Source organism: Haloarcula sp. Atlit-7R, assembly GCF_003666065.1.
In the GTDB taxonomy this organism is placed as follows: domain Archaea; phylum Halobacteriota; class Halobacteria; order Halobacteriales; family Haloarculaceae; genus Haloarcula; species Haloarcula taiwanensis.
In genome coordinates this window covers 583891-609280 of record NZ_QXIK01000001.1, presented here as the reverse complement: position 1 = coordinate 609280, position 25390 = coordinate 583891, and the positions used below count along the sequence as shown (strand labels likewise).

Sequence of the window (25390 nt, the reverse complement as noted above, 5' to 3'; positions counted from 1 at the left end):
CCGGGTGGGTACTTTTATTCACCCCCGCCCCATAGGAGGGTGTATGCGATTCGTTATCGTGGGTGCAGGTCGTGTCGGACTGCGGACGGCTCGCGTCCTGCAAGAGAGTGGCCACGAAGTTGTCCTCATCGAGCGCGATGAGAACGCAGTCGAGCGCGCGCGAACGGCTGGCTTCGAGGTGATTGCGGGCGATGGCGCTATCGAGGAGACGCTCGGCAGCGCTGATCTCGAAGCTGCCGACGCACTCGGCGCGCTCACCGGCGACCTGAACGACAACTTCGTTGCCTGTATGATCGCCAAAGAACACGGCTGTCGAACCGTCATGCGCATCGACGAGGACTACCGCGAAGAGATCTACCGGCGCTACGCTTCCGAGGTCGACGAGGTAATCTACCCTGAACGACTGGGCGCTATCGCCGCCAAGAATGCGCTGCTGGGCGGGAACATCCGCGCAGTCGCCGATATCGCACAGAACCTCCAGCTCGTGGAGTTTACCATCCAGCGGCAATCGCCGATGGAGGGGTACACGCTGTCGGAACTGGAACTGCCGTCGGATTCCCGGCTGATGGCACACGGGAAAGGCGAGGCCCCGCTCGCCATTCCCAACCCGGACGAAACGCTAGAGGCCGGTGACCGAGTCGTGATACTGGCCGACTTCGAGACGCTTTCGGATGTCCGAAGCATCGTCGTTGGCGAATCAGAGCGCGCAACCGCGCTTGGAGGTGCCTGAACATGGTCATTGCATACGTTATGGTCAAAGCCCACACCGGTGACGCGGACCGCCTGAAGGATGATATCGAAGCCGTCGACGGTGTTGTCGAGGCACACATCGTTGCCGGTGACGTCGACTTTATAACGAAAGTGAACGTGGAGACGCCCGCTGAAGTCAAGGATGTCGCAGCGACGCACATTCAAGAAATTCAGGGCGTCGAAACGACACAGACGTATATCGCGATGGATTGAGACAGAGCGTTATCTGTATGCCGTACTCGGCACGGCCCCACTATAGCGGTGTCCCGCCACGAGAGCCGTCACTGCCACCGGTACTCGCCGAATTGAGTAGGTCAGCCACGACACCGACGTAGTCGTAACCGGGTATGACGCCCTCAACGTACGTCCCTTCGACGTACTCGACGAAGGTCTTTGCGACGTCTGCGGCCTGCCGTTCGCCACCCATTGTGTACTCGAACGCGACCACGACCTGCTCGCCGTCCTCGACGACGCTGTACTCGTCCAGTTCGACAGCAGTTCGGGTCGCTTTCGGCGCGTCCTCCAGCCGCCGCTCCAGCGTCTCAAGCCAGCCATCGACGACGGCAGCACCGACCTCGTCGCTTGTCGCGGCCTGCAGCGACGGCGCTCTGACCGTCACCTCGTAGTTCGTCCGCCACTCTTCGCCCTCGGTCGCAGTTACGCGAGCGTCGAAGTTCGTCGTCTCGACAGCGTAGCTATCCCCGGCCGGGACGAGCGCATCGTGTCGGTCGAACGCTTCGGCAACGTCGTCTGGCACGTCAGTCATTACGCCGGTATAGGCCACAGACGTGCAAAAACGCGTCGTGTCCGCCCTCTCTCCGTTCGAAGCATCTGTCATCGCCGCACCCGGATCTGTGACCGACACGGCTGTGCCACATAGACTGTCGAGTGTGTCACACATAAGCGGTCAGCGTTGCTCCTGTGAAGTCTGTGGCCAACTGTGCACAAGCCACAGCGTCCGGTGAACAGCGCACTCTCCTCACCCGAATCGCTCTCCCGTCCGTAGTTCGCATCCCGTTTGCACCGCTCCTCGTGTTCACTCGTCGCAGAATGCGAGGGATGGGATTCGAACCCACGGACCCCTACGGGAGCGGGTCTTAAGCCCACCGCCTTTGGCCAAGCTCGGCTACCCTCGCGCAGATTGAACTCTGCGGGGGCTAGTGAATGGTCCTTTCGGTCTTGGACTGCGAGGTGGGCCATCGTGTCCTATCGCAGGCACGCCGGTGAAGTTCGATAGCGACCGTGACACACTGTTCAACTGTCGCGTACTCTCTGACGCCTGTCCCTACTCCTCGACCGGGAGCCTGTCGGTCGGGAGGAACTTCGTCCGGTCTGCGTGGTCGAACGATGCGACCGGCGTCCCGTCCAGTTTCCTGAGCAACGTCTGGAACGTCGCCCCGTCGTTCGCAGCAGTCACCGCGTTACCGGCGTCCCGGAGTTCGTACGCGCCAGCGATGAACAGCGAAGCGGCGTCCGGATCGAAATACTCGACGGCCAGAAACACCTGCTCTCCGACTGTTCGCCGGTACACGTCGTACGCTTCGAGGGGATTCGATTCGACCAGTCGCGTCACGCCTTCGGCCTTGTTGCCCGGAATAACGAACACGAGTTCGAGGCTGCCACCGTCGTCGACTGTCTGTAGACCCGCATCCCCGGCGGGGACGACGACTGCCTCGCGGCCGTCAGAACGCCGCTGGTCCGCCAGCGCCTGTGTCTCCTCTAACGTCTGTTTCCACGATGCCTTACGGGCGTCAGAACCAGCGGCAAGCCGTTCGAGGTCGTCTGTCCCCTCGCCACCTGTCTTTACCATACCCTGTCGTTACGCCCGCGGGAGGTAAATGGTGGTGTCACTGGACGCCGAAGATGACTTCCATGCTCAGGGAGAGCCCGAGGACGAACAGACTCGCAACGAAGAGCTTCACCGGCGGCGAGAGCCGGTCTTCGGGCGGAGCGAGCGTATCGAGGGGCGGGACGACACGAGCCAGCATCGACTCGAACGGTGTCCGCTCCCGTGCCGACACGCCAAACGACACGGCGGAGTCGTCCGAGTCGTCGGAATCGAGAGACGGCGCACGCCACAGCGTAACCGAAGCGTAGCCAAACAGCGCGAAGCCGATAAAAAACAGCACGAACTTCACTGTCACCCAGCCGCCGCCGCGAAGCGGTGAGAGTACGCCGCCGATAAGCGTCGCTGTGAGCGTTACGCTGATGGCGTACCACAGCAGATCGAGTACCTTTCCCGCCAGGTTATCCATCGTGCGTGTCGTAGCCACGTTGGCGCAGTTCGTCGCCAGGGGAGACGTGCTCCTGTGCGTGCCGGTGACAGAAGCTCATCCGTCTGTCGTCGACATCGTAGTACTGCGGTGTTTCGGTGTCACATCGACCGCCGAACACTTCCTTGAGGTACGCCCGTGCAGCATCGGGGTCCCCATCACTGAGATACGTCGCAGCCTGTTCTACGTGCTCTCGTACGTCCGGCGGGAGGTCCACGTCGCTGAACTCTTCCTCGACGATTTCCTCGCCGTCAGCCAACACGGTGTCGAACCCGAGCCGTTCCTTGAGCCGCTCACCGAGCGACTGTTCCGCGCGGGACCGCTCGCGAATGACATCACGGAACTCTCGGATCCGGTCCCACACCGCATCGCTAGCGTCTATGTCTTCGGGCCGTATCCGGACGGGGCACCGCGTTGCGAAGGGACACCCTTCCGGTGGGTCCCGTGGACTCGGTGGCGAGCCGGGCAGGGTAATCCGGTCTGCCTGAACCGTCGGGTCCGGTTCCGGAATCGCCGACAGCAACGCGCGTGTGTAGGGGTTTTCTGGGCGCTGGAACAACTGCTCCGTCGGCCCGACCTCCATGAGGTTCCCGAGGTACATCACTCCGACGCGGTCACAGATGTGCCGGACCACACTCAGGTCGTGTGCGATGAAGAGGTACGTGAGGCCGAACTCTTCTTGCAGGTCTTCCAGCAGATTGAGTATCTGGGCTTGGACGGACACGTCGAGCGCCGAAACGGGTTCGTCGAGGACGACGAACTCCGGTTCGAGTGCGAGCGCCCGCGCGATGCCGATACGCTGTCGCTGGCCGCCGGAGAACTGGTGGGGGTACCGGTAGTAGTGTTCCGGCATGAGTCCGACCTGATCGAGCAGTGTCCGCACCTTCTCCCGACGCTCGCGAGCCGTGCCCTGCTCGTGGACGTCCAGCGGTTCGCGGATAATCTCACCGACAGTCATCCGGTCGTTGAGGCTCGATTCGGGGTCCTGAAACACCATCTGGGCGTTGCGGCGCCACTCCTTGAGGTCGTCGCCGCTGAGTTCGGTTATATCCGTTCCATCGAAGGAGACTGTCCCGGAGGTAGCCGTTTCCAGTTGGATGAGCGTCCGACCGAGGGTTGTCTTGCCACAGCCGGATTCACCGACCAGCCCGAACGTCTCGCCGCGCGAGATCTCGAAGTCCACGCCGTCGACGGCTTTCACTGGGTCCCCGCCGAGCAGTCCACCGCCTTCGTAGTACGTCTTCAGATCCTGCACATCGAGCAATGTCTCGCCGGTCTGGTGGGACGCGGTCTCGACGACAGATTCACTCATCTGGGTCACCTCCCTCCCGCTGGCCGCCGGTGTCCACGGCACTGCTGCCGTGGCCACCATCAGCCCGTGCGTCGCTGTCTTCGGACCCGGCCGGGCCGGTGTCTTCACCGGCTGCTCGGCGCTCAACTGGCCAGTCGTCCGCCGACAGTGCTTCGTCTGCTTCGACGCCTGTCTGGTCCGCGTTCGCTTCGTGCTGTGTCACAGTGTCGTCGGTAGGCATATCTTCGGGGTACAGGAGACAGGCGGCCGTGTGGTCCGCTGATTCGCTGACTTCGACGTGGGCGGGATGGACCCGCTCACACTCGTCAAAGGCCTTCGGGCACCGGCTGACGAACCGACAGTACGACGCCGATTCGTGTGGCGTCGGCACGTCCCCTTCGATAGTGGGTAGCCGATCTGTACTGGGGTTCCGGCCGGGAATACTCTGCAAGAGTCCCTGTGTGTAGGGGTGGTGTGGGTTCGCGAACAGTTCCTCTACGGGTGCCTGCTCGACGACTTCGCCGGCGTACATCACGGCGACGCGGTCGGCGACCTCCGCGATGACGCCCATGTCGTGCGTGATGAACATGATACCGATGTCACGCTTCGTCTGAATCTCCTGTAACAGGTCCAGAATCTGGGCCTGAATGGTGACATCAAGCGCTGTCGTCGGTTCATCACAGATGAGCAGGTCTGGGTCACAGGCCAGTGCCATCGCGATGACGGCTCGCTGGCGCATTCCACCGGAGAACTCGTGTGGGAACTCATCGACACGCCGCGCCGCGTCAGGGATGCCGACTGCACGCAGCAGTTCGATGGCCTCCGACTTGGCTTCGGCCCCTTCCATACCGCGGTGGAGCTCCAGCGCCTCGATGATCTGGTTCCCGACAGTGTACACCGGATTGAGCGAGCTCAGCGGGTCCTGAAACACCATCGCGATGTCGCCGCCACGAACTGATCGGTATTGCTTCTCCGAAAGCGTCGTCAGCTCTCGCCCGTCTAACCGTATGGACGACTCCTCGCTGATTTCGCCCGGACTATCGACCAGTCCCATAATCGAGCGCGCGGTGACACTCTTGCCCGAACCGGATTCGCCGACGATACCGAGCGTCTCGCCGCGTGCAATATCGAATGAAACGCCGTCGACAGCGCGAATTTCCTCTTTGTCGCTGTGGAACACGGTCCGGAGGTTGTCAACGGCCAGCAGCGGCTCGCCGTCTTCGATGTGGCTCATCCGCCACCACCTCCGGCGGCCGCGCCAGTTGCACCGCCTTCAGCACCCTCGCTCTGTGGGTCAATCGCGTCCCGAATCCCGTCGCTCAACGCGTTGAAGCCGGTGACGACCAGCGTAATCAGGATGCCCGGAATGAGCGAGATGTGCCAAGACTGACTGGCGATGTACTGTTGCCCGATGTTAATCGCCCGCCCCCACTCGGGAGTCGGGGCGGTAATCCCGAGTCCGAGGAACGACAGGGCAGAGACGGAAATAATGACGCCACCGAGCGTCAGGGAGGCGTAAACCAGGAGATAACCGAGGATATACGGTGCCATGTGTTTCCGCATAATCACAGTGGGTCGCTGGCCGTAGCTCTTTGCCGCGTCTACCCATTCCTGTTCGCCGACCTGTAACGCAGGACCACGTACCGCCCGCCACAGCCCCGGCCAGCGTATCAGCGCAAACAGGAGGATGAACAGCATCGCCCCGTTGTAAATCTCTGCTATCCAGTGGTTCTTGAACACCACTGTCGCAAGAATCACCAGCAGCAATGCTGGCATCGCCTGCACGGAGTCACTGGTCAGGACCACAATGAGGTCAGTTACCCCCTTGTAGTAGGCGGTAACTAACGCCAGCGTCGTCGCAATAACGCCCGCAATCGCCATCGATCCGAGGCCGATGAACAGCGACACCCGTGCGCCGAAGGCGAGGAAGGTGAACAGGTCCTTACCGCTGACGAGCGTTCCGACAGGGTGGAACCGCCCGAAGTCGTCGTAACTCCATATCCCGACGTTGCTGTCCCCGCTCCCGCGCGACGCGGACCCGAGGTTCGCCTCGCCGATGGTAATCGTTTCGACCGTCTCCGTGTCCTCGTTGAAGTACTGCATCTCGTGGGAGTACGGCCCCTGGATATTCTCTTCGGCCGTCGTTGGGCCGACAACGGGAGCGAACACGGCCATTGTGACGAAGAAGACGACGACAGCGAGTCCGAACAGGCCCCAGTAGTGACTTCGAAGCCGGTCGATGACGTCGTCAGTCGGCGTCCAGTCAGCAGCGCGATAGTGCCGTCGGAAGAGCACGTACCCGTACCACAGCCACGCCAACAAGACTGCGACGTATGCATACACCAGCAGGAAGCGAATGAGCCATGCGTACTTCGGCTCAAGGCCGAGGAACGTGCCCTGCCAAGCACTCCCGTCGTAGTACCCTCGGTTGGGTATCAGTTCTCGGCTCAGCAGATGCGGCAGGTCGCTGCAGAAGGCTGACGCACTGGCGAACGCCTCAGCGCCGGGCGACCCCGGGAATAACGCGAGCACGTAGCTTATCGCGCCGAACAACCCATCGAGGTACGTCGGTCCCTCAAGCAGTAACAGGGCACAGAGCACGACACCCCACAGTAGTGCCGGTCTAGGGTGTGCCTTGAGTCGGTCCCTCAGCGGCTGATCGATGTCTTCGGTGGGTTCTGTCTCTCTCATCCGTCGTACCCCACGCGTGGGTCGATGATTGTGTACGCGAAGTCCTGTACGATATTCAGCCCGACGATAAGAAGGATGAACAGATACATTAGTGTCCCAACAAGTGGGAGGTCACCCTGCTCCGCTGCCCGGAAGAACAGGAGACCGATACCGTTGATCGAGAAGACGGTCTCGACGAGCACTGACCCGCCGATCAAGATGAACGCCTCCGCAGTGATCACCGGTACGAGTGGAATCAGGGCGTTCCGGAAGATGTGCTTCCAGACCAGTACCCGCGGTGAGACGCCTTTGGCCTTGGCTGTTTCGACGTATTTCGAGTTGATCGTTTCGAGAACGGCAGTTCGGCCGATCCGCATCTCTGTGCCCATCGATGCGGATCCGAGCACCAGTGCGGGCGGCAGTATCTGTTTTGTCGCTTTCGCGAGGTTGGTCCATGCCTGTCCCGGATCGGTTATCAGTCTCGTGGGATTCTTGAGCACGGCGAGGTTCGGCGAGGTCACGACGTTGGTCTCGACAATAAAGCTGGTCCAACTGAACCCGAACAGCTGTTCCGTCTGTGACAGCACTGTCACCAGAATGACCGCGAGCCAGAAGTTCGGCATCGCCCGCCAGACAATCCCACCGAAGGAAGCGAAGTAATCCGAGAACGTATTGGGATTCAGGCCGGCGTAGAAGCCGAGCGGAATGCCGATCCCGAGGGCGATCAGGACCGCCCAGAATCCGAGCCAGATCGTCCGTGGTGCGTAGCTGATGATGAGGTCGATTGCCGGTGTCCCGGAGTTGACGACCCACGACTGGCCCAGATCGAACAGGAACAGGTCTCGCATAAAGTCGAAGTACTGTTCCCAGAGCGGTTCGTTCAGTCCCAACCGTTGCTCGATCTGTCGAATCGCACGAGCGTCACCTTGGGGGCCGAGGATCGCCGCTGCAGGACTGAGCGGCCCCAGCCGGATAATTGCGAACGTTACTGTCGTCCCGAATATGATAACAGGGATCGACAGTACCAAGCGCTTGAGCAGATACGTAGCGCGGCTCATGGCTTAGCTTGTCTCCGTTGTACGGGTACTTGTGAGTTCATAATCTCTGAGGGCTGCGAAGTCGTTCCCGTCACCAACCGTGGCGGGGACGATCACGCCAGCAGGGACGCGATTACTGTCTGTCTCCGAGCGACACGGTGTTCATCTTCTGTCGGCTCGGCCCCATTCCGGCTGGCGGCGTGAAGTCGACGTGGTCGTACCAGAACAGCTCAGTCAGCTCGTGATACACCGGCAGCATTGCGACGTCTTCCCAGTTCGCGTTCTCCATCTGGATGTACGCGTCGTTCCGGGCGGCCTGATCCTCCTCCGTCGGTGCCGGGTTGTCAGCAATCGACTGGTACGCCTCCGCGGCCTGCTGGGCAGCGTCGCCGTTCTCCGGCTGCCAGTTGACATACGAAATCGGGAAGTCAAGACTCGTATCGGTCTGTGGCGGGTTCAGCAGCTGGAGGAAGTTATCCGGCGCGGGCCAGTCAGCGACCCAGCCAAGCGAGTACATCTCTAGTTCGCCGTTGCGACCACGCTCGAGGAGCGTGTTGAACGGCGCCTGGTTGACTTCGAGGTCGATGTAGACGCTCTGCAGCTGATCTCGAAGAATGCTTGCAGTTTCGCTCCAGACACCGGACTCGTAGATCGTCAGCTCGACGGCGACGCGCTCGTTTTCGCCGTAGCCAGCCTCTTCCATCACCGATCGGGCCTTTCCGAGCTGGCTGTCGTCGTAGCCGTACGGGTACTCGTTTTCGGCGCGGTCGTTGTAGTTCTGGGCACCACCGGGGAAGATGGATTTCGGCGTGAAATTGTACGCAGGCTCGCCGCGCTGCTTGAACACCTGCTCGACAACGGTGTGCTGGTTCATCGCGTACGCGACCGCCTGACGGACCGGCTTGGGTACGCTGGCCATGTTAAACCCAAGGTAGAACACCCCGATGTTCGACACGGCGGAGTAATTAGCCGTGTCGCCGTTGCGCAACTCGCCGTAGGTCCCGATCTGGCGACCCTCGTCGTCTTCCTCCTCAACGGACACCTTCCCGGGGTCGTACTGCGCCGTGGGGAGTTCGAAGATATCGGCGTTCCGGTTCATCGCATAGTTGTAATTGGCCGAGTCGTTCTCGATAACCGCAAAGTGGACGCCGTCGACGCTCGGACTCTCGCCATAGTAGTCGTCGTACGCGCTGACTCTGGCCTCTGTTCCGGAGTTCCACGTATCGAACTCGAAGGGGCCGTTTCCGATCGGGTTCGAACTGGAGAACTCGGCCTGGGTCATCTCGCCCTCGTACCCTTCGATGTCGCCAACCATGCCCTCAGGAACCGGTGAGAAAGATGAGTACGCGAGCATCTCCAGCGTGGAGGCAAACGGCGCGTCTAGCTGGATCTCGAGCGTTGTTTCGTCAACGGCCGTGACGCCGAGTGTCCCGGGCTTGTACACTTCCTGTTCCTCGCCGTCGACCGTCTCAGTCGTCGTCTCGTGTGTCACGCCCAGCGAATCCAGAACGAAGTAGGCGCGACTAGAGTTGTCAGATGCAGTCAACCGCTCGAACGCGTAGACGAAGTCACTAGCGGTTACGGTGTCGCCGTTGTGGAAAGTCGCGTCCTTCAACTGGAACGTGTAGGTCGTGAAGTCATCAGATACCTCGTAGTCCGCAGCCATAAGCCCCTCTACAGCGGGCTGGCTGTCGGGATAGTTCATCAGCGGATCGAACATCTGCTGGATGACGATTCCCGACTGGGTGTCGGTCGCCTCGATCGGGTCCATCGTCGTCATCGTCCCCGTGTTGACCCGCCAGAGGTCCCCGTCCTGTTTCAGATCGGTCCCGACATCGCCACCACTGGAGTCTGTCGAGTCCGTGCCGCCGCCGGTCTCCTCCGCTGCGCCCTCAGTCTCGTCACTATCACTGGAACATCCCGCCAGCGCTGCGGCGGCCGCAGCACTGCCCGTTGCTTTCAGAAACGATCGCCGTTCCATGCTACTTGAACGTGGCATATTGATACCCAAATTGCCCCCCACAAATAGAAGTTATGTCATACAGTAGCTTGAAATATTAAACTGCTCGCATGAAGAAATTCAGTTTATTATCTATAGTAATCTTACATGATATATACTGCGACGGCTGTTTTCTGTATTCTGGAGCCTTGCCTTCTCGCACTGAATTCTCGGTGACATTGACAGCGCACATCGGTGTCTACGCGGACTGATAGGAGGTGGTAAAACTGCCGCTAGTAGGCACTGCGCTACCAGTCGACGGAGAGCGTCCCGTCGCCGTTCGGGTCCGGGGCGATCTCCTCGTTGGTCCGCCGGTCGACGACGTGGATGATGCCGCGGTCTTTCTTCGCCGGGCAGGCCTCGGCGGCCGCGATGTTATGATCGAGATCCGATTCGTCGATGAAGTAAGTCTCGGGCTTGGCGATACCAGTATCCAGGTCGAGCGTCCAGTTGCGCGACTTCTCGGCGCACTTGCCCGCCCCGAAGCATTTGTTGGCCTCGAAGATTATCTTGTAGGGCTTCTCCTCGACCGGGGGGCCGTCCTGTTCGCCGATTTCGCTCGGGTCGACGTGTTCGTCCGCGTCTGCCATTACTCCGTGTTCGTGGCCGACCGTCTTTCGATTGTCGGTCTCGCCGTCGGGGGTTCACTACGTTTCGGCCGCCGGCACGACTTCGACGGGGTCCCCGACGGCCAGTTCCGCGCCGCGGTCGGCCTCGGGGACGTGGGTGATGAGCATCACGGTATAGAAGTGATCGAAGGCGTCCTGGTCGGCCCACTCCGGGAACGTCGCCTGCCGGCGCTTGACGAACTGCTCCCGGAACCCCGGCGTTGCCTCGCCGGTGTCGGGGTCCCGCTGGGGGACGACACAGCGACCGCAGGGGGTCACTCCCTCGAACCGGACGCCGCCGGCCCGGAAGGCGGGGGCGTCCGCGCCGACAAATCGGTCCTCCCAGAACGCCGGGACCCCGCCGATTTCGACGTTCGCCCGGAGCCGCCGGCGCAGGCCGTCGACGGTCACGTCGTCGAACCACGACGCTACGGTTTCCAGCGTCGCGGTGCTGATGACCGACGGCCCCATCTCACGGCGGTCGACGTAGCCCAGCGTCTCGTCGCGCTCGACGGTCAGGTCCACGCCGAAGAACACGCCGAGCCAGTCGGCCGCCCGCGAGCGGCCGCGCTCGTCCCGGAGGTCGAACGACGCGCTGTCGTCGTCGGTCGTGACCGACAGCGTCTCCGACTCGGGGTCGTAGCCGGTGTCGATGTCGTGGACGCGGCTGGTCCGCTTCCCGTTGACCACGTCTCCGGCGTCGTCGAACATGGCGAACTCGCGGTCGTGGGCCAGTGTGCCGCCCGGGCGGATCGATACCGATTCGCAGTCCATGCCGTCCAGCGCCTTGACGGGGTAGACGGTGAGTCGCTCGACGTGTGCCACTGCCATTAGCTTCGGCGGCCGGGCCTATAGCAGTGTCCCGTTCTCGGCCGCAGGCGAAGCCGACGCGGCGGCCGCCTGTCCGAAACCGGGGCGAAAACGAGGATATCCGGGGACGCGCCTGAACGATACTATTACGTATCGACTGGGGTAATCAGTCGCCAGACGAATGGTCGAACACACTCGAACGCTGGATTTCAAAATCGCGTTCGCAATCGGGCTGGGGACGATGATCGCGGCCGGAATCTTCTCGCTGTCCGGCACCGCCGTCGCAGCAATCGGATCGAGCGCCGTCATCGCGTTCGTCATCGCCGCCGTCATCGCGGGCGTCACCGCCGCCGCGTACTCCGAGTTCGCGTCGGTCTACTCAGAAAACGGCGGCGGCTACCTCTTCTGTTCGCAGACCTTCGAGGACCGGGACCTGCTGACCTACAGCATCGGGATGTCGCTGTTTCTCGGCTACACCGGCACGACGGCGTTCTACCTCGCGACGATGGACGAGTGGGTCGTCCGCTTTCTCCTCCCCGAGGCGCTTCATTTCCTGCCACACGGGACCGCCGGCGTGGCGACTGCGGTCCTGCTCGGCGTTCTCAATGCCCGCGGGACCGAGGAAAGCGGGAGCTTCCAGCTCCTCGTCACGGGCGCGAAGGTCGCCGTTCTGCTCGCGTTCATCGGCGGTGCGTTCGCCTTCCGCGGGCCGTCGGTGGCCGTCAGTAAGTTCGCTGGAAACTTCGGCGGCGGCCCCGTCGATATCCTGACTATCTCTGCGCTGGCGTTCATCACGTTCTTCGGCTTCTCGGCCATCGCGGCCAGCGCGGGCGAGATAATCGAGCCGAAGCGGACCGTCCCACGGGCCATCGCCGCGAGCATCCTCACAGTCACTGTCCTCTACGCGCTCGTCATCGTCGCGATGGTGAACTCCCCGATTCCAGCAGAGGTCATCGCACAGGAGGGCGAGACGGCGATGGGGCGGGTCGCCGCTTCGTTCCTCGGGAGCATCGGCGAGAGCCTCATTGTCGCCGGGGCCATCTTCTCGATGGTGTCGGCCTCAAACGCGTCGATACTCGCCGCGAGCAGCATCGGCTCGCTGATGGGGACCCGCGGGCAGGCCCCCCGGCGGTTCTCGCGCATCCACCCCGACTACGGGACGCCGTCCTGGAGTGTGGCGACCGCGACGGCGACCATCGTCGCGCTCATCGTGTTCTTCATCGCGCTGTTCCCGGCTGAGGGCGGCCTGTTCAGCGGGCTCGGCCTCCATCTCGGGCTGAACGCCCTGACCGGGTTCGCAACGCTGAACCTCCTGTTGCCGCTCGCCGTCGTCAACGTCGCGCTCATCTACTCCCGGCGGCGGTTCCCGGATATCACGCGGGGCTTTCGCGTCCCCGGCGTCCCGGTGGTCCCGGTCATCGGCGTGCTGGCGAACCTCGGGCTCATCTACAACCTCCCGCCGAAAGGCGTCGTGACCGGGCTCGTACTGACGGGCGCGATGGTCGTTGTGTACCTCGCCTGGGGCGGCGCGCCGGAGACCGAGGACCTGCTTCGGGAGGTGGTCCCGGAGACGCCGGCGTCGGGTGCAGCGGGGGCTGAAGCGGCCGCCGAGACCGGCGGCTTCCGCGTCCTCGTCCCAATCGCACGTCCGGGCCGGGCCGCTCGCTACGTCGAACTCGCCGCGGCGCTGGCGAAGGTGTCCGACGAGGACCCCGTCATCCACGTCCTCAACGTGACGCAGGTCCCCGACCAGACGCCCTGGGAATCCGTCCAGGACACCGCGAAAGCACGGACCGAGCGCATCCGGTCAGAACTGGGGGATGACTACGGCGTCGACCTCCTCATCGAGGGCCACACCTGCCGGGACGTGGCCTTCGATATCCTCCAGACGGCGCGCGACGACGACGCCGACCTCATCCTCATGGGGTATCCTGAACGCCATCAGGACGTGACCGAGACCGTCGAGCGCGAAGCACCCTGTGACGTGTTCTTCGCCGACAAGACTGCGTCTGCGGACGCCCTCGACGTTATTAACATCGGCGCAGGCGGCGGCCCCCACCATCAGGCCGTGCTCCCGCTGGTGAACGCGCTCGGGCAACTGGGGAGCGACCTCCACCTCATTAACGTCAGCACCGACGACGAGGGGGCAAACGAGGCGTCGGGGACGACGCTTGACGCGCTTGAGGGCGTCGAGACGACCCAGGTCCACAACGTCCGTGCCGGCACCGTCGCCGACGGCCTCGTCGAGACCGCGGCGGAAAACGGCGGCGTGCTGGTCATCGGCGCGTCGCGGGACCGCTGGCTCAGGCAGGCCCTGTTCGGCAGCACTCCTGACGAGGTCATCGCACTGGCCGCCGACCGGGATGTGCCGGTCCTCGTCTACGCCAGCCAGACCGGCGTCTCGGGCCGGCTGAGCGAGCGGCTGTTCCCGGTCACGCGGTACCTCAGAAAGCGGCTGTCGCGGTCGGGCCGGAAACAGGGGTCTAGCCCCGACTGGAACTAAGTCGTCTCGCAGCCGGCGCGCTTATCGGTGGATGTCGACCGATTCGAGCAGCATTTCTTGGGTCGGCGCGTCGTTGCGGTCGGTGTCGACGCTGCCAATGGACTCGACGACGTCCATCCCGTCGACGACCTTCCCGAAGACGGCGTGTTTGCCGTCCAGGTGGGGCTGGGCGTCGAGGGTGATGAAGAACTGCGAGCCGTTGGTGTTCGGGCCGCTGTTGGCCATGCTGAGGACGCCCGGGCCGTCGTGAGTGAGGTCGTCGTGGAACTCGTCGTCGAAAGAGTAACCGGGGCCGCCGCGGCCGGTGCCGGTCGGGTCCCCCATCTGGATCATGAAGTCCTCGATGATGCGGTGGATGTCGATGTCAGTGTACAGCGGATCGATCCGCTTCTCGCCGGATTCAGGGTCCTCCCACGCGCCGGTCCCCGGAGCGATTTCGGTCCCGTCGTAGTCGTTGGCGCCTTCGGCTAGGCCGACGAAGTTCTCGACGGTGGTCGGCACGCGCTCGTCGTACAGTTCGACTTCGATGTCGCCCTCTGTCGTGTGCAGGGTCGCGGTCAGGTCGCTCATACTCGGTCGGAAGGAAGCCCGGCAGAAAAGCCTGCCCACTGACCGAGGGTTCTTGTGCCAGCACCGGACCACCCCCGCCGTGTCCTGACGACTGACCGCGTGGCGTCCAGCGGGTGTCCGACACGCCGCCACGCGCCGGTGAGTGTCGGCTGTTCGTCGTACCAGGCTACGGCAGGTGTGACAGCAGCAGGTCCGATACCTGCTCGGGGGCATCGAACTGGACCCAGTGGCTTGCCGCCGGGAGCCGCTCGACTCGACAGTTCGGGACCCACTCGCTGAGGTCCTGCGTCAGCGCCAGCGAGAGCGCGTCGTCTTGCACGCCCCAAATAAGGAGCGTTGGCGCTGTCACCGGGTTGTCGCCGACGCCGCCCACAGTGAGCGTCAGCTTTGCGTTCCGCCGGGCGAGCGCCCGGTAGTAATTAACTGCGGCCGTGCGTGCGCCCGGTTGCCCGAGTGCCCGCTTGTACCGCCGCACGTCGGTCTCTGTGAAGGCGTCGGGTCGGGTTGGCCCGTCAGTCAGGATACGCTCCAGCATGGCGAAATCGTTCCAGCGGAGGCTAGCCTCGGGAAGGACGGGGAGCTGAAAGAACAGCACGTACCAGGACCGAAGTAACTGGTCGACCGAGCGGCGGATCTCGCGCTCGTATGCTGACGGGTGGGGCGCATTCAGGACCGCCAGTTGGTCGACTACGTCCGGCCGGTCAATGGCGGTCTGCCAGGCGATGACGCCGCCCCAGTCGTGACCAACGATGTGGGCCTGCTCCCGGCCGAGCGCCGAGACGAGTCCGGCCACGTCGGCGACCAGCTCGTCTATGTGGTACGCGGCGACGCCGTCGGGCTTATTAGAGTGATTGTAGCCCCGAAGGTCCGGCGCGACCACACGGTAGCCGGCGTCTGCGAGCGCCGGTATCTGGTGTTTCCAGGCGTACCAGAACTCCGGAAACCCGTGCAACAGGACGACGAGGTCGCCGTCCTGCGGGCCAGCGCTCACGGTATGGAGCCTGATACCGTTGGTGTCGGCCAGCTCGTGGACTCCGGTCGTCTCCGATGCGGGTACCGTCCACGCAGTGCTGTCACGAGCGCTAGCGTGTTGTCCCATCAGAATGCCTTCGCCCGCTCGGTAGAAATCGGTTCCGCTCTGCTCGTCGTCGGATTAGAAGGCCCGGAGGTCGTCGAGTGTCTCCGCTGCACTGCCGTCGGCAATCGCGCCACGGGCCTGTTCAAGCCCGTCCTGAATGCTGTCGGCGTCCTCGCGGGCGTAGATCCGGAGCGCGGCGTTGAGCGCGACAGCGTCGGCGAAGCCGTCCTCGCGTTCGCCGGTCAGTACGGCTTCGGTTATCGCCGCCGACTCTTCGGCCACGTCATCGACCTGCAGGTCCTCGCTCTCGATGTCCATCCCGTACTCGCCGGTGCGGATCTCGAAGTCCGCGATGTCCTCGTCGTCGGATTCGTCGCCGGTGACGGGCCATTCGGCGACGATGGTCTCGCCGGGGCGGACGTCGTCGTAGCCCTCCATTCCCTGGAAGAACAGCGCCCGCTCGACGCTGCTGGTCTCGGACTGAGCAAGCGTGCGGACCATCTTCTTCGCGAAGGCCAGGTGGTAGAAACTGCCGAGGTGGACGCTGGCGTCGGCCGGGTTCGCCAGCGTCTCGACAGTGTTGACGAAGGTCCGGACGCCCATGTTGTCGCGGCGCTCGAACAGGGCGTCGATGCCGGGGTTGAACGCCGGCTGGTAGTAGAAGCCAAAACCGACCTCGTCGACCATGTCGGCGCTCTCGCTCGGCTCGAGTTCGGTTCGGACGCCGAGTTCGTCCAGCACGTGCTTATAGGCGTCCTGTTTCTGCGTCGGGACGCGGTCGCCGGAGTGGACGACGACGGGTGTGCCGGCGGCAGCGGCAACAACACCCGCGGCGACGCCGAGAATCGCCGACCGGCCCTTGCCGTCGTAGTTGGCCCCGCAGTCGACCGGGTCAGCGTCCGGCGTGGCTGTCTCGACCGACTCCTCGGACATCACGTCGACGTACGCACCCAGTTCCTCGGGGGTGTTGCGTTTCCAGCGGTTGGCGAGCCAGAACGCACCAAGCGTCGTGTGGTCGGGTTCGCCGCCGAGGATGCGCTGGAACGCCTCCCGGGCTTGCGTGCGGGACATATCGTCGGCAGATTTGTGACCGGAGCCGACGACTTCCGTCATGAGTCGTTTGAGCGGCCATTCGCCGTACTCCCGGGTCGCTTGCGCCATGGAAACGTGTTCGGGCCAGAGTTCAAAAGCCCCTGCGTTTCGTTCTCAATTTGTGGGAACTGACCGACTTCCCGAAAGGGATACACGACTACGCTCCTAATCGTGTACAATGAGTCTCAAGTCGGGTGAGTGGCGCGAGCAGATCGACGAGGTAGACGCTGCGCTCATCGACGAGTTCCAGAGCGATTTCCCGATTCAGGAACGTCCCTTCGAGGCTGTCGGTGAAGCGTTGGGAGTCTCGGCGGGGGAAGCACTCGACCGGGTCAGAACACTCCGTGACGACGGTATCTTCCGTCGGTTCGGCCCAGTCCTCAATCCGCCAGTCATCGGCTCTTCCACGCTGGCGGCTGTCAGTGCCCCGGAAGACCGGTTCGACGAGGTCGCAGAGATAATCAACGGGTACCGACAGGTGAATCACAACTACGCTCGCGACCACGAGTGGAATATGTGGTTCGTTGTCACTGCAGGCTCTCGACAGCGGCGCGACGAAATCCTAGCCGAGATTGAGGAGCGAACCGGTTGTTCGGTACTCGTCTTGCCGATGTTGACCGACTACTACATCGATCTTGAGTTCCCGGTTGTCAACGGGGACCGGTTCGCCCGGGAGAGTCTGGAGACGACCGACGCCACTGCGACCCGCATAAGCGAAGATGCCGCCGCGGACCTCTCGGAGCTGGACCGACAGTTGTTGCTCGAAATCCAGACCGGCTTCCCGCTTGTCGCAACACCCTACCGCAACGTGGCAGACGCTCTCGATGCCGACGTGTCGGACGTACTCTCGGCTATCAAGCAACTCCAGCGGACCGGCTGTATCAAGCGCATCGGCTGTGTCGTGAACCACATCGTTACCGGGTTCGACAACAACTGTATGGTCGTCTGGGACGTGCCGGACGACGCTCTTGACGAGCGCGGGCAGGCAGTCGGGGAACTCCCCTACGTCACGCTCTGCTATCATCGGCCACGCCGCCCGAAGCAGGACTGGCAGTACAATCTCTTCACCATGATTCACGGGCGCGAAGCGGCCATTGTCGACCAGAAGATCGACGAACTTGCGACCGAACATCTGCCGTACGACCACGACCGACTGTACTCGACGGAGACGCTCAAACAGACTGGGGCACGATACGACGACATCGTCGGCCAGTAACCATTTTCAGTCAGGTTGTCTCCGGGAAAGATGGCCGGAATCCTTTTGCAATTCTGTGGCACATATGCTAGCTAATGACAAATAGTCGGCGAGCGACGATCCTCGTCGTCGACGACGAGCCAGCGGTGGCTGACGTGTACGCGGACCAGTTACGTGACCGGTACGCAGTCGAAACGGTGTACAGCGGTGAGGCAGCCCTTTCGAAGCTGGATTCCACAGTCGACGTTGTCCTGTTAGACCGGCGGATGCCGGACCGCTCCGGCGACGAGGTACTGTCGGCGATCCGTGAGAAACGCTACGACACACGTGTGGCAATGGTGACCGCAGTTGACCCCGATTTCGACATCATCGAGATGCCTTTCGATGATTACGTCATCAAACCGGTGTCGAAAGAGGACCTCTTCGGGACAATCGAACAGTTGCTTCGGTACGCCGATTACGAGGAACGCCTGCGTGAGTGCTACTCGCTCACGGCGAAATACGCTGCACTGGAGTCGTCAAAACCACAGGCGGTCCTCGATGAGAGCGAGGAGTTCACTGCACTGAGAGCCGAGCTTACCGAAGTCCGTGCGGAACTTGACGAACTCACGGGTTCGTTCGACGCCACTGACTTCGAGTTGCTGTTCCGAAACTTTGAGACGGACGAGTCAATGCCGGACAGCACACAGTTTTGATCCGGTTCGGAGTGGTCGCTTCGGGACTCACGGCGACCCGCCCACCCTTTCGAAAGCACTAACCGATTCTCTTCCATAGAGAGGGCAATGAGTCAACAACTCCCGGACGTGCAGGCGTCGAGTCCGGACGTAACGGTCGGTCTCAATCGCGTCGGTGTGACGGGCGTCGAGAAGCTCGTCAAACTGGGGCGTCGTGACCGCGACCCCATCGTACTCATGGCGGAGTTCGAAGTGTTCGTCGACCTGCCGTCTTGGCGAAAGGGTGCCGACATGTCCCGCAATATGGAGGTCATCGACGAGACGCTGGAGACCGCCGTCTCCGAGGAGGCCTACCGGGTCGAGGACGTCTGTGGCGACGCCGCCGAACTCCTGCTTGAGAAGCACGACTATACGACGAAAGCGGAGGTTCGGATGGAAGCCGAGTACGTCACACACGAGAAGACGCCGGAGTCGGGGATGGCCACCCAGTCGACGGCCGATATCATCGCCTCGGCGACAGCGACCGAAGACGGGACGAGCGAGGAAATCGGTGCCCGCGTCACCGGGATGACCGTCTGCCCGTGTTCGCAGGGGATGTCAGCCTCTCGCGCCCGTGAAACACTCCAGCAGCTCAACGTCGAAGACGATGTCATCGAAGAGTTCCTCGAAACCAACCCACAGGCCGGCCACTCACAGCGCGGCCACGCCACGCTCACCGTCCAGAGCGACGGCGCGCCTGAGGTCGATCTGAACGAACTCATCGAAGTCGCCCGGGATTCGATGAGCGCCCGCATCTACAACCTCGCGAAGCGGCCCGACGAGGACCACATGACCTACGAGGCCCACAAAGACGCCAAGTTCGTCGAGGACTGCGTCCGCGCCCTCGCCGAGGGCGTCGTCGAGACGTTCCCGGACCTGCCAGACGACGCCGTCGTGACGATGAAACAGTCGAACGACGAGTCCATCCACCAGCACAACGCCCACGCCGAGCGCGTCGCGCAGTTGGGCGATTTGCGGCAGGAAGTCGGCGAGTAGCGAGGACTGAGCGAAGCGAAGTCCTCGGAACGTCGAGCGGGGAGCGTAGCGACCCGCGAGACTACCTTAGTTGTTGAACGAAGCGCAGTCCTCGAACCGTCGAGCGAGGTGCACGAGACGCGCCGCGTCTCGATTGCGAGCGGTGAAGCCGCGAGCGCAATCTCGCGGTCGCTGTCTGTGACTCTGTTTCTCACTCACCGATGACCCAGTTACGGCGGGCCGACCGGCTTTGCTTCTGCCCAGTGTTCTTCGAACGCCTGGCTGATATCGGCAGTGAAATCGGAGTCTTTCATGTCGATGACGCCGAAGGTTTCCTCGCGGCCCAGCGGGTGCGGGACCTCGATACAGACCTCGACCCCATCGAGTAGCTCGAACGTGGTCCTGATGTTGGGGCTGGCGCGGGCACTGTAGTTGTCGTAGTGGAAGAGGCGCTCGTAGTACTCGCGGTTGGCTTCTTCAGGAAGGCTCTCGAACAGATCCGGCCGAACGAGCAGAGACACTTCGACGCCCCGTTCCAGCGCCGCTTCGAGTTCATCCACGATTCGCTCGGTCCCGGAGAGGATGTCGACCTGCCGGGCGGGTGCCGAGCCGACCATGATAATCTCGTCGTCGGCGGCGGCCAGCCGCTCAAGCAATAGGTCAAGCGAATTGTCGGGGCCAACGGCGGCTGTCCAGAACGGCTCCTCGACGGGCTCTGCCGACTCCAACTGTGTCGAGAGGTCGTCGACGATTTCCTCGTACTGGCCGACTTTCTCCTGGAGTTCCCGCTTCTTGTCCTCGAGCAGGCGGTCGAGAGCCGTGTCCGGTTCGACGGCGACGTATTTTTTGGGTCGGCTGGCGGTCTGGCTGCGGACGAGATTGTACGTTTCGAGGCTGTTTAGCACGTCGTAGATGCGGCCCATCGGAACGTCGCTGGCCCGCGATAGCTCCTTGGCCGTTGTCGGCCCTGTTTCCAGCAGTGATCGGTATGCTCTGGCTTCATATTCGGAGAGTCCGAGATCTCTGAGACTGGACATACCCATACATCAAGGTACGTGTGCAAAAACTTGTCGGGGGTTTACCGTTTGTCCACGTTTGCGGCCGTTGTTCGTGTCAGTGCTCGCCAGTGAGTGCGGCTTCGAGTTCGGCCGGGGTCGTCCCCTCGGCGACGATAGCATCCCCGTCGAGGAGTCGTGCCGTGCCGTCGCCGTCCGGCTCCGGGACGACGGTGATTTCGTGATCAGCCAGTCGAAGCGCCGCGCGGTGGAGATCGGTCCCTGCCTCGGTCCCGACCGTGAGCGTCTGGGGCTGCTGGAGACGCGCCGCAACACCGGCGTAACCAGCGACTTCGACGCCCATGCGCTCGGCCGCGCCGGCGAAGGACTCGACCGCTGAAAGCGCTGCGTTGCGGTATCGGTCCTCACCGGTGAGTGCCGCGAGGTCGACCAGCGCGTCGGCCAGTTCCACCGTCGCGTCGAGTGGGTGAAGCGAGCGGTCACAGAGCCCTGGCCCGCTTGCAGGCCCGTCACGGAACGCACCTCCGTCCTGCTGGCGGTTTTCGATCGTCCAGTCCGCGACAGCTTCGGCTGGCCCCGGCTCACCGAGGACCTGCCAGCTCGTCGTCAGCCCCTGGAGGAGCTGTGCCTGGTCCAGCAACAGGCCGGTGTCGCTGTCCGTGCCGTCGTAGTGGGCTACCTCGCCGCCGTGGACGAGGGACTCACAGACCGCGTCCCGTGCGCGAGTCGCGTACTGCCGGGCGCGCTCGTCGTCGGTGTAGGCCGCCACCCACAGCAGGGCGTCGATGGCGAGGCCGTTGCGGTCGGCGAACACCGTGTCGTCGATGTTCGGAGGTACCGTTCCCTCCCGCTCGCTCGGTTCGAGCCGGTAGTACTCGTCGGAGCCGGCCTGGCTCGCGGCGAAGGCGTCGTCGGCCCACAGCGTCGTCGTGAGGTAGTCGACAGTCCGCTGGGCGGCGTCCCGGTACGCTTCGGTCCCGGTGTACCGGTAGCCGTGGGCGAACGCCCGGACCAGCGCAGCGTTCTCGTCCAGTAGTTTCTCCCGTCGCGGGTTCCCCCAGTTGCGCTCCGTGGCGTACCGAAAGAAGCCGCCGTCGTAGGTATCCAGCAGGTGGGTCCGAATCGCCTCCAGCGTCCGGGTCGCCTGGTCGCGCGCCCGGACGAGGGCGAACTCCACGGTCCGTGGCAGCGGGAACTTCACGTCGGTTCCCCAGCCGCCGAACTCGTCGTCGAACGCGCCTAGCAGTTGCTCGACCATGTGCTCCTCGATGCGCGGGCGGAGCTCGCCAGCAGGGGGTGATTCGTCCTGTAGCTGCCGTGGGACCGACCCCGCCGCCGCGCCTTGGGCGTCCCACGATTCCCGGACAGAGTCCAGAATACCGCGGAACCCGTCCGGTCCGAGGAACGTCGCGCCGGTAATGACCTCGCCTTCAGGTGTCAGGAACACCGTCGACGGGAACCCGCCCATCGTGTACCGCTCCCGGACGCGGGGATTGCGGTCGGCATCGACACGGACCGGGATGAACCCGTCGTTGATGTTGGCCGCGATGCGGGGCTCGCCGAACGTCCCGCGGTCCATGGCCCGGCACTCAGCACTCCACGGGACCGTCAGCGCCAGCAGCACCGGCTTCCCCGACTCGGCGGCGTCCTCGAAGGGGGCCGGTCCCCACTCGCGCCACTCGACCTTCGTGTCGCGTGCGTACTCGTCCATACCTGCCCTGGGCGGTGAGCGTACAAAGGCTCTCTCACTCGGCGAAAGACCGATTGTCGGGGCGACCCAAGCGTCGGCGATGGATACCCCGCAGGCGATTCCCGAAACACCGGAGCCGGTCACGCCGGGTGACCGGCCGCCCCGACTCGGCCGCGTCCCGTTCATCGACAACACCGCCGCGATGCTACGTGACCCGCTCGGGTTTTACGACCGTGCCGGGGCCCACGAGGCCGACGTGGTGGGGTACAGCGTTGCCGGGACGACGGGCTGTTTCGTCTGCCATCCCGACCTCGTTGAGCAGGTGCTGGTGACCGACGCCGACGCCTACGAGAAGGGGCAACTACTGCAGGACACGCTCGGTCAGTTCATCGGCGAGGGGCTGTTCCTGCTGGAGGGCGAGGAGTGGCAACAGCAGCGGACGGCGCTCCAGCCGGCGTTCTACCGGGAGCGCATCGCCGCCTACGGCGACACGATGACCGCGTTCGCCGACCGGACGGCGACGGGATGGCGCGACGGCCAGCGCCTCGACGTGCGCCCGCACATGCAGTCGCTGACGCTGCACATTCTCGGTAAGACCCTGCTGGACGTGGACATCGCGACGACCGCAGACGCGCTGGAGCCGCTACTCGATGCGTTACGCAAGCGACTAGACCCGCGGTCGCTGTCGGCGTACCTCCCGCTGTGGGTTCCGACCGGAACGAACCGCGCCGTCACTAATTCGCTGGCCGAGTTCCAGTCCACGCTCGACGACGTCATTGCCGCCCGCCAGCGCGAGGCCGACCGCGCCCGCGAGGCCCGCGACGACGTGCTCTCCCTGCTGCTCTCGCTGGACGAGGCGACGATGGACCGCGAGCGACTGGGCCACCAGCTCCTCACCTTTCTCGTCGCCGGCCACGACACGACGGCGCTGACGCTGACCTACGCCTGGTTCCTGCTGGCGAATAATCCGAAGCGCCAGCAACGCCTGCACGAGGAACTTGACGCAACACTGGGAAACAGACAGCCGACGCCCGAGGACCTGTTCGACCTGCCGTACCTCGACGCCGTGGTGAACGAGGTGCTCCGGCTGTATCCGCCCGCGTTTACCGTGTTCCGTCAGCCGACGGAGCCGGTGACCCTCGGCGGATACGAACTCTCGACGGACGCACAGCTCACCCTCCCGCAGTGGCTCATCCACCGCGACGACCGCTGGTACGACGCGCCCGACGCGTTCCGCCCTGAACGGTGGGACGACGACCTCGAAGCGTCGCTCCCGGACTACGCCTACTATCCCTTCGGCGGCGGCCCGCGCCACTGCATCGGCATGCGCTTCGCCCGGATGGAGGCCAAACTCGCGCTGGCGACCATCGCCCAGCGGTACGCCGTCGAAGCGGTCACCGAACCGCCGCTCTCACTGGCGATGCAGATTACGCTGAGTCCCGCAGAGCCAGTCGAAGTCCGATTACGAGAGCGGTGAGCGCCTGACCGGGCGGCCGACAGTCCGGTCTCGCTCTCGAAAGGCGTTTGGGGGCGGGCCTGCAAGCAGTCGTATGCTCCGGGTCATCGGGCTGTTGCTGCTCATCCCGCTGTTCGACATCGTGTTGCTGGTGACGGTCGCGATACCGTTCCTCGGCCCGCTCGTGACGGTCGCGCTCGTCGTCCTGACGGCGCTGGTCGGCATGCTGCTGGTCCGTGCCGAAGGCCGTGCGACGCTCCGGCAGATACAGCAGCGGCTCGCGGTCGGCGAACTCCCGACCGACGAACTCATCGACGGCGGCCTCCTCATCGCCGCCGGCGCGTTCTTCCTCACGCCCGGCCTGGTGACGGACTTCGTCGGCCTGCTGCTCGCGGTCCCGTTCACCCGCTACCCCGTCCGGGCCGCCACGCGCCGCTGGGTCGTCCAGCCCTACGTCGACGCCAAGACCGGCGGCTTCGCCAGCGGCCAGGTGTATGTCGGCGGCTTCCCCAACGACGAGAACGGGCCCACTGGCCCCGGCCCGGCCGGCCCAGATAGCGGCCCCAGTCCGGGCTCTGGTTCTGGTCCCGGTACCTCCTTCGACCCAGAGGAAGCTACTGACGTCGACTTCGACGACAGCGACGAAAACTGAAGCCCTGACGCGGTTTCACATCCCCAACCGGCCGCGAAACGTTACCCTTTTCAATACCCCTCGGGTACAACTGAATGCGTTGGGCCAATAGCTCAATCAGGTTGAGCGCTCGGCTGATAACCGGGAGGTTCGCGGTTCAAATCCGCGTTGGCCCACTATTCTCGAAGCGTCCTGACACCGTGAGAGAGCCGACTGCGTCGTGACGGCGTCAGGCTGGCCGGGCTAGTCGGTGTACTCGTCGAACAGGTCGGCGACGCGCTCCGCTATCTCGTCTCGGATTTCCCGCACGCGCTCGACGGACTGACCGTGGGGGTCGTCCAGCGCCCAGTCGCGGACTGCCACGTCGGCATCGAGGTCGAGCGTCGAACACCCCATCGTCGCAACAACGGTGCAACTGTTGAGTTCGTCGTTCGAAACAGCTTGCGGGACCCGGTCAGATAGGTCGATGTCGAGTTCGGCCATTGCCTCGACGACTTCCGGATGCACTTCGTCCGCGGGGTCCGTGCCCCCGGTCAGGATTTCGACCTCGTCTTCGAGCCCGCGGCGGGCTCGCTCTCGTTCGGCGAACGCTGCGGACATCTGACTCCGGCCGGCGTTCTGGACGCAGACGAACCCGAATCGCAGTGGCGTAGTCATACCTGAGCGTTCCGGGCGAGCGGAATAACCCTTCCTAAGACCGCTATTGTGGGCTATATAGTCGGCGGCCACCGCCCGCTCTGGACCGGTCAGGCGGGAGGACTGCGAGCCAATGAGTGGGAGCCGTCCGGTCGGTGACACGTCGGCGAACCTATATACCCTTCAGATTGAGGGGCAGTCCCTTCGGTCGTCCCCGTCCCTGCCTGCCACATGCCGGAGTACCGCTTCGCGTGTCCCAACTGCGGTGCGTGTACGACGGTCGACGGCGGCGTTCGGGAGCGCTTGCTGGCGGTCGGGTGTCCGGTCTGTGCCGAACCGGTCGACGCCCGAGCGTTCGTCGAAGTCCCGGCACACACCGACACCTGACGGGCGGGCC

The 25390-nt window shown here is 63.6% G+C and carries 25 protein-coding genes and 2 tRNA genes; 10 read left to right on the top strand and 17 right to left on the bottom strand.

Annotation, left to right across the window (positions count from 1 at the left end; all coding sequences use genetic code 11):
* Positions 1–43 precede the first annotated feature (43 nt).
* Positions 44–730, top strand: coding sequence for a TrkA family potassium uptake protein (locus D3D01_RS03175; RefSeq protein ID WP_101349259.1), 687 nt, complete (start codon positions 44–46; stop codon positions 728–730).
* A gap of 2 nt (positions 731–732) precedes the next feature.
* On the top strand, positions 733–963 hold the full coding sequence (locus D3D01_RS03170; RefSeq protein WP_121511204.1) for an Lrp/AsnC family transcriptional regulator: 231 nt from the start codon (positions 733–735) through the stop codon (positions 961–963).
* A gap of 40 nt (positions 964–1003) precedes the next feature.
* Here the strand turns inward: D3D01_RS03170 and D3D01_RS03165 are convergent, their stop codons facing one another.
* The 11 genes from D3D01_RS03165 to D3D01_RS03115 all read right to left on the bottom strand — a co-directional run bounded on the left by D3D01_RS03165 (position 1004) and on the right by D3D01_RS03115 (position 11453).
* A complete protein-coding gene (locus tag D3D01_RS03165) occupies positions 1004–1516 on the bottom strand; it encodes a DUF5813 family protein (protein WP_121511203.1) in 513 nt (170 codons plus the stop codon).
* Positions 1517–1801: 285 nt separating this feature from the next.
* Positions 1802–1886: transfer RNA gene (locus tag D3D01_RS03160), tRNA-Leu, on the bottom strand.
* Between the two features lie 149 nt (positions 1887–2035).
* The gene (locus tag D3D01_RS03155; protein WP_121511202.1) at positions 2036–2560 is read right to left on the bottom strand and encodes a hypothetical protein; all 525 of its coding nucleotides are present in this window, start codon (positions 2558–2560) and stop codon (positions 2036–2038) included.
* Between the two features lie 37 nt (positions 2561–2597).
* Complete coding sequence (locus D3D01_RS03150; protein ID WP_121511201.1) at positions 2598–3005, bottom strand: hypothetical protein; 408 nt, start codon at positions 3003–3005, stop codon at positions 2598–2600.
* Positions 2998–4335 (bottom strand): ABC transporter ATP-binding protein, encoded by a 1338-nt coding sequence (locus tag D3D01_RS03145; protein ID WP_121511200.1) that lies wholly within the window; start codon positions 4333–4335, stop codon positions 2998–3000. The genes D3D01_RS03150 and D3D01_RS03145 overlap by 8 nt, the downstream gene beginning before the upstream one ends.
* Positions 4328–5548, bottom strand: coding sequence for an ABC transporter ATP-binding protein (locus D3D01_RS03140; protein WP_101349264.1), 1221 nt, complete (start codon positions 5546–5548; stop codon positions 4328–4330). The genes D3D01_RS03145 and D3D01_RS03140 overlap by 8 nt, the downstream gene beginning before the upstream one ends.
* Positions 5545–7005, bottom strand: a complete 1461-nt coding sequence (locus D3D01_RS03135; RefSeq protein ID WP_121511199.1) for an ABC transporter permease — start codon at positions 7003–7005, stop codon at positions 5545–5547. Before D3D01_RS03135 ends, D3D01_RS03140 begins: the two co-directional genes overlap by 4 nt.
* Complete coding sequence (locus tag D3D01_RS03130) at positions 7002–8042, bottom strand: ABC transporter permease (protein WP_121511198.1); 1041 nt, start codon at positions 8040–8042, stop codon at positions 7002–7004. Before D3D01_RS03130 ends, D3D01_RS03135 begins: the two co-directional genes overlap by 4 nt.
* A gap of 112 nt (positions 8043–8154) precedes the next feature.
* Positions 8155–10002 carry an ABC transporter substrate-binding protein gene (locus D3D01_RS03125; protein ID WP_101349267.1) on the bottom strand — a complete coding sequence of 616 codons (1848 nt, stop codon included), beginning with the start codon at positions 10000–10002 and terminating at the stop codon, positions 8155–8157.
* A gap of 266 nt (positions 10003–10268) precedes the next feature.
* Positions 10269–10610 carry a ferredoxin gene (locus tag D3D01_RS03120; protein ID WP_101349268.1) on the bottom strand — a complete coding sequence of 114 codons (342 nt, stop codon included), beginning with the start codon at positions 10608–10610 and terminating at the stop codon, positions 10269–10271.
* A 57-nt stretch (positions 10611–10667) separates the two neighbouring features.
* Positions 10668–11453: an MOSC domain-containing protein gene (locus tag D3D01_RS03115; RefSeq protein ID WP_121511317.1), complete on the bottom strand. Its 786-nt coding sequence runs from the start codon at positions 11451–11453 to the stop codon at positions 10668–10670.
* Positions 11454–11619: 166 nt separating this feature from the next.
* Here D3D01_RS03115 and D3D01_RS03110 point away from each other — a divergent pair, with 166 nt between their 5' ends.
* The gene (locus D3D01_RS03110) at positions 11620–13941 is read left to right on the top strand and encodes an amino acid permease (RefSeq protein ID WP_121511197.1); all 2322 of its coding nucleotides are present in this window, start codon (positions 11620–11622) and stop codon (positions 13939–13941) included.
* Between the two features lie 21 nt (positions 13942–13962).
* Here D3D01_RS03110 and D3D01_RS03105 read toward each other — a convergent pair whose 3' ends face one another.
* The 3 genes from D3D01_RS03105 to D3D01_RS03095 form a co-directional block, all read right to left on the bottom strand.
* Positions 13963–14511, bottom strand: coding sequence for a peptidylprolyl isomerase (locus D3D01_RS03105; RefSeq protein WP_101349270.1), 549 nt, complete (start codon positions 14509–14511; stop codon positions 13963–13965).
* A gap of 166 nt (positions 14512–14677) precedes the next feature.
* Positions 14678–15610, bottom strand: a complete 933-nt coding sequence (locus D3D01_RS03100) for an alpha/beta fold hydrolase (protein ID WP_121511196.1) — start codon at positions 15608–15610, stop codon at positions 14678–14680.
* A gap of 54 nt (positions 15611–15664) precedes the next feature.
* On the bottom strand, positions 15665–16750 hold the full coding sequence (locus tag D3D01_RS03095; RefSeq protein ID WP_121511195.1) for an anthranilate phosphoribosyltransferase: 1086 nt from the start codon (positions 16748–16750) through the stop codon (positions 15665–15667).
* 109 nt (positions 16751–16859) lie between these two features.
* On the opposite strand from D3D01_RS03095, the gene D3D01_RS03090 reads away from it, so the two are divergent.
* The 3 genes from D3D01_RS03090 to mptA all read left to right on the top strand — a co-directional run bounded on the left by D3D01_RS03090 (position 16860) and on the right by mptA (position 19585).
* On the top strand, positions 16860–17897 hold the full coding sequence (locus D3D01_RS03090; RefSeq protein ID WP_121511194.1) for an AsnC family transcriptional regulator: 1038 nt from the start codon (positions 16860–16862) through the stop codon (positions 17895–17897).
* A gap of 74 nt (positions 17898–17971) precedes the next feature.
* Positions 17972–18571, top strand: coding sequence for a response regulator (locus tag D3D01_RS03085; RefSeq protein ID WP_121511193.1), 600 nt, complete (start codon positions 17972–17974; stop codon positions 18569–18571).
* A gap of 87 nt (positions 18572–18658) precedes the next feature.
* A complete protein-coding gene (gene mptA / locus D3D01_RS03080) occupies positions 18659–19585 on the top strand; it encodes a GTP cyclohydrolase MptA (RefSeq protein WP_101349275.1) in 927 nt (308 codons plus the stop codon).
* Positions 19586–19794: 209 nt separating this feature from the next.
* On the opposite strand, the gene D3D01_RS03075 is transcribed toward mptA, so the two are convergent.
* Both D3D01_RS03075 and D3D01_RS03070 read right to left on the bottom strand, forming a co-directional pair.
* Positions 19795–20601: a TrmB family transcriptional regulator gene (locus D3D01_RS03075; RefSeq protein ID WP_053966348.1), complete on the bottom strand. Its 807-nt coding sequence runs from the start codon at positions 20599–20601 to the stop codon at positions 19795–19797.
* A 76-nt stretch (positions 20602–20677) separates the two neighbouring features.
* On the bottom strand, positions 20678–22291 hold the full coding sequence (locus tag D3D01_RS03070; RefSeq protein WP_101349276.1) for a DUF255 domain-containing protein: 1614 nt from the start codon (positions 22289–22291) through the stop codon (positions 20678–20680).
* 79 nt (positions 22292–22370) lie between these two features.
* Here D3D01_RS03070 and D3D01_RS03065 point away from each other — a divergent pair, with 79 nt between their 5' ends.
* The 3 genes from D3D01_RS03065 to D3D01_RS03055 all read left to right on the top strand — a co-directional run bounded on the left by D3D01_RS03065 (position 22371) and on the right by D3D01_RS03055 (position 24533).
* Positions 22371–23747 (top strand): cytochrome P450, encoded by a 1377-nt coding sequence (locus D3D01_RS03065; protein ID WP_121511192.1) that lies wholly within the window; start codon positions 22371–22373, stop codon positions 23745–23747.
* Between the two features lie 73 nt (positions 23748–23820).
* On the top strand, positions 23821–24378 hold the full coding sequence (locus D3D01_RS03060; protein WP_121511191.1) for an FxsA family protein: 558 nt from the start codon (positions 23821–23823) through the stop codon (positions 24376–24378).
* Between the two features lie 81 nt (positions 24379–24459).
* Positions 24460–24533: transfer RNA gene (locus D3D01_RS03055), tRNA-Ile, on the top strand.
* A 67-nt stretch (positions 24534–24600) separates the two neighbouring features.
* Here D3D01_RS03055 and D3D01_RS03050 read toward each other — a convergent pair.
* A complete protein-coding gene (locus D3D01_RS03050; RefSeq protein ID WP_101349279.1) occupies positions 24601–25014 on the bottom strand; it encodes a low molecular weight phosphatase family protein in 414 nt (137 codons plus the stop codon).
* Positions 25015–25224: 210 nt separating this feature from the next.
* Here D3D01_RS03050 and D3D01_RS03045 point away from each other — a divergent pair, with 210 nt between their 5' ends.
* Positions 25225–25380 (top strand): zinc ribbon domain-containing protein, encoded by a 156-nt coding sequence (locus tag D3D01_RS03045; protein ID WP_121511190.1) that lies wholly within the window; start codon positions 25225–25227, stop codon positions 25378–25380.
* The last annotated feature ends 10 nt before the right edge of the window (positions 25381–25390 follow it).

What these genes read in the sequence shown, in the direction of transcription:
- D3D01_RS03175 (WP_101349259.1), top strand. Translation starts at nt 44, where the DNA reads ATGCGATTCGTTATCGTGGGTGCAGGTCGTGTCGGACTGCGGACGGCT.
- D3D01_RS03170 (WP_121511204.1), top strand. Translation starts at nt 733, where the DNA reads ATGGTCATTGCATACGTTATGGTCAAAGCCCACACCGGTGACGCGGAC.
- D3D01_RS03165 (WP_121511203.1), bottom strand. Translation starts at nt 1,516, where the DNA reads ATGACTGACGTGCCAGACGACGTTGCCGAAGCGTTCGACCGACACGAT.
- D3D01_RS03155 (WP_121511202.1), bottom strand. Translation starts at nt 2,560, where the DNA reads ATGGTAAAGACAGGTGGCGAGGGGACAGACGACCTCGAACGGCTTGCC.
- D3D01_RS03150 (WP_121511201.1), bottom strand. Translation starts at nt 3,005, where the DNA reads ATGGATAACCTGGCGGGAAAGGTACTCGATCTGCTGTGGTACGCCATC.
- D3D01_RS03145 (WP_121511200.1), bottom strand. Translation starts at nt 4,335, where the DNA reads ATGAGTGAATCTGTCGTCGAGACCGCGTCCCACCAGACCGGCGAGACA.
- D3D01_RS03140 (WP_101349264.1), bottom strand. Translation starts at nt 5,548, where the DNA reads ATGAGCCACATCGAAGACGGCGAGCCGCTGCTGGCCGTTGACAACCTC.
- D3D01_RS03135 (WP_121511199.1), bottom strand. Translation starts at nt 7,005, where the DNA reads ATGAGAGAGACAGAACCCACCGAAGACATCGATCAGCCGCTGAGGGAC.
- D3D01_RS03130 (WP_121511198.1), bottom strand. Translation starts at nt 8,042, where the DNA reads ATGAGCCGCGCTACGTATCTGCTCAAGCGCTTGGTACTGTCGATCCCT.
- D3D01_RS03125 (WP_101349267.1), bottom strand. Translation starts at nt 10,002, where the DNA reads ATGGAACGGCGATCGTTTCTGAAAGCAACGGGCAGTGCTGCGGCCGCC.
- D3D01_RS03120 (WP_101349268.1), bottom strand. Translation starts at nt 10,610, where the DNA reads ATGGCAGACGCGGACGAACACGTCGACCCGAGCGAAATCGGCGAACAG.
- D3D01_RS03110 (WP_121511197.1), top strand. Translation starts at nt 11,620, where the DNA reads ATGGTCGAACACACTCGAACGCTGGATTTCAAAATCGCGTTCGCAATC.
- D3D01_RS03105 (WP_101349270.1), bottom strand. Translation starts at nt 14,511, where the DNA reads ATGAGCGACCTGACCGCGACCCTGCACACGACAGAGGGCGACATCGAA.
- D3D01_RS03100 (WP_121511196.1), bottom strand. Translation starts at nt 15,610, where the DNA reads ATGGGACAACACGCTAGCGCTCGTGACAGCACTGCGTGGACGGTACCC.
- D3D01_RS03095 (WP_121511195.1), bottom strand. Translation starts at nt 16,750, where the DNA reads ATGGCGCAAGCGACCCGGGAGTACGGCGAATGGCCGCTCAAACGACTC.
- D3D01_RS03090 (WP_121511194.1), top strand. Translation starts at nt 16,860, where the DNA reads ATGAGTCTCAAGTCGGGTGAGTGGCGCGAGCAGATCGACGAGGTAGAC.
- D3D01_RS03085 (WP_121511193.1), top strand. Translation starts at nt 17,972, where the DNA reads ATGACAAATAGTCGGCGAGCGACGATCCTCGTCGTCGACGACGAGCCA.
- mptA (WP_101349275.1), top strand. Translation starts at nt 18,659, where the DNA reads ATGAGTCAACAACTCCCGGACGTGCAGGCGTCGAGTCCGGACGTAACG.
- D3D01_RS03075 (WP_053966348.1), bottom strand. Translation starts at nt 20,601, where the DNA reads ATGTCCAGTCTCAGAGATCTCGGACTCTCCGAATATGAAGCCAGAGCA.
- D3D01_RS03070 (WP_101349276.1), bottom strand. Translation starts at nt 22,291, where the DNA reads ATGGACGAGTACGCACGCGACACGAAGGTCGAGTGGCGCGAGTGGGGA.
- D3D01_RS03065 (WP_121511192.1), top strand. Translation starts at nt 22,371, where the DNA reads ATGGATACCCCGCAGGCGATTCCCGAAACACCGGAGCCGGTCACGCCG.
- D3D01_RS03060 (WP_121511191.1), top strand. Translation starts at nt 23,821, where the DNA reads ATGCTCCGGGTCATCGGGCTGTTGCTGCTCATCCCGCTGTTCGACATC.
- D3D01_RS03050 (WP_101349279.1), bottom strand. Translation starts at nt 25,014, where the DNA reads ATGACTACGCCACTGCGATTCGGGTTCGTCTGCGTCCAGAACGCCGGC.
- D3D01_RS03045 (WP_121511190.1), top strand. Translation starts at nt 25,225, where the DNA reads ATGCCGGAGTACCGCTTCGCGTGTCCCAACTGCGGTGCGTGTACGACG.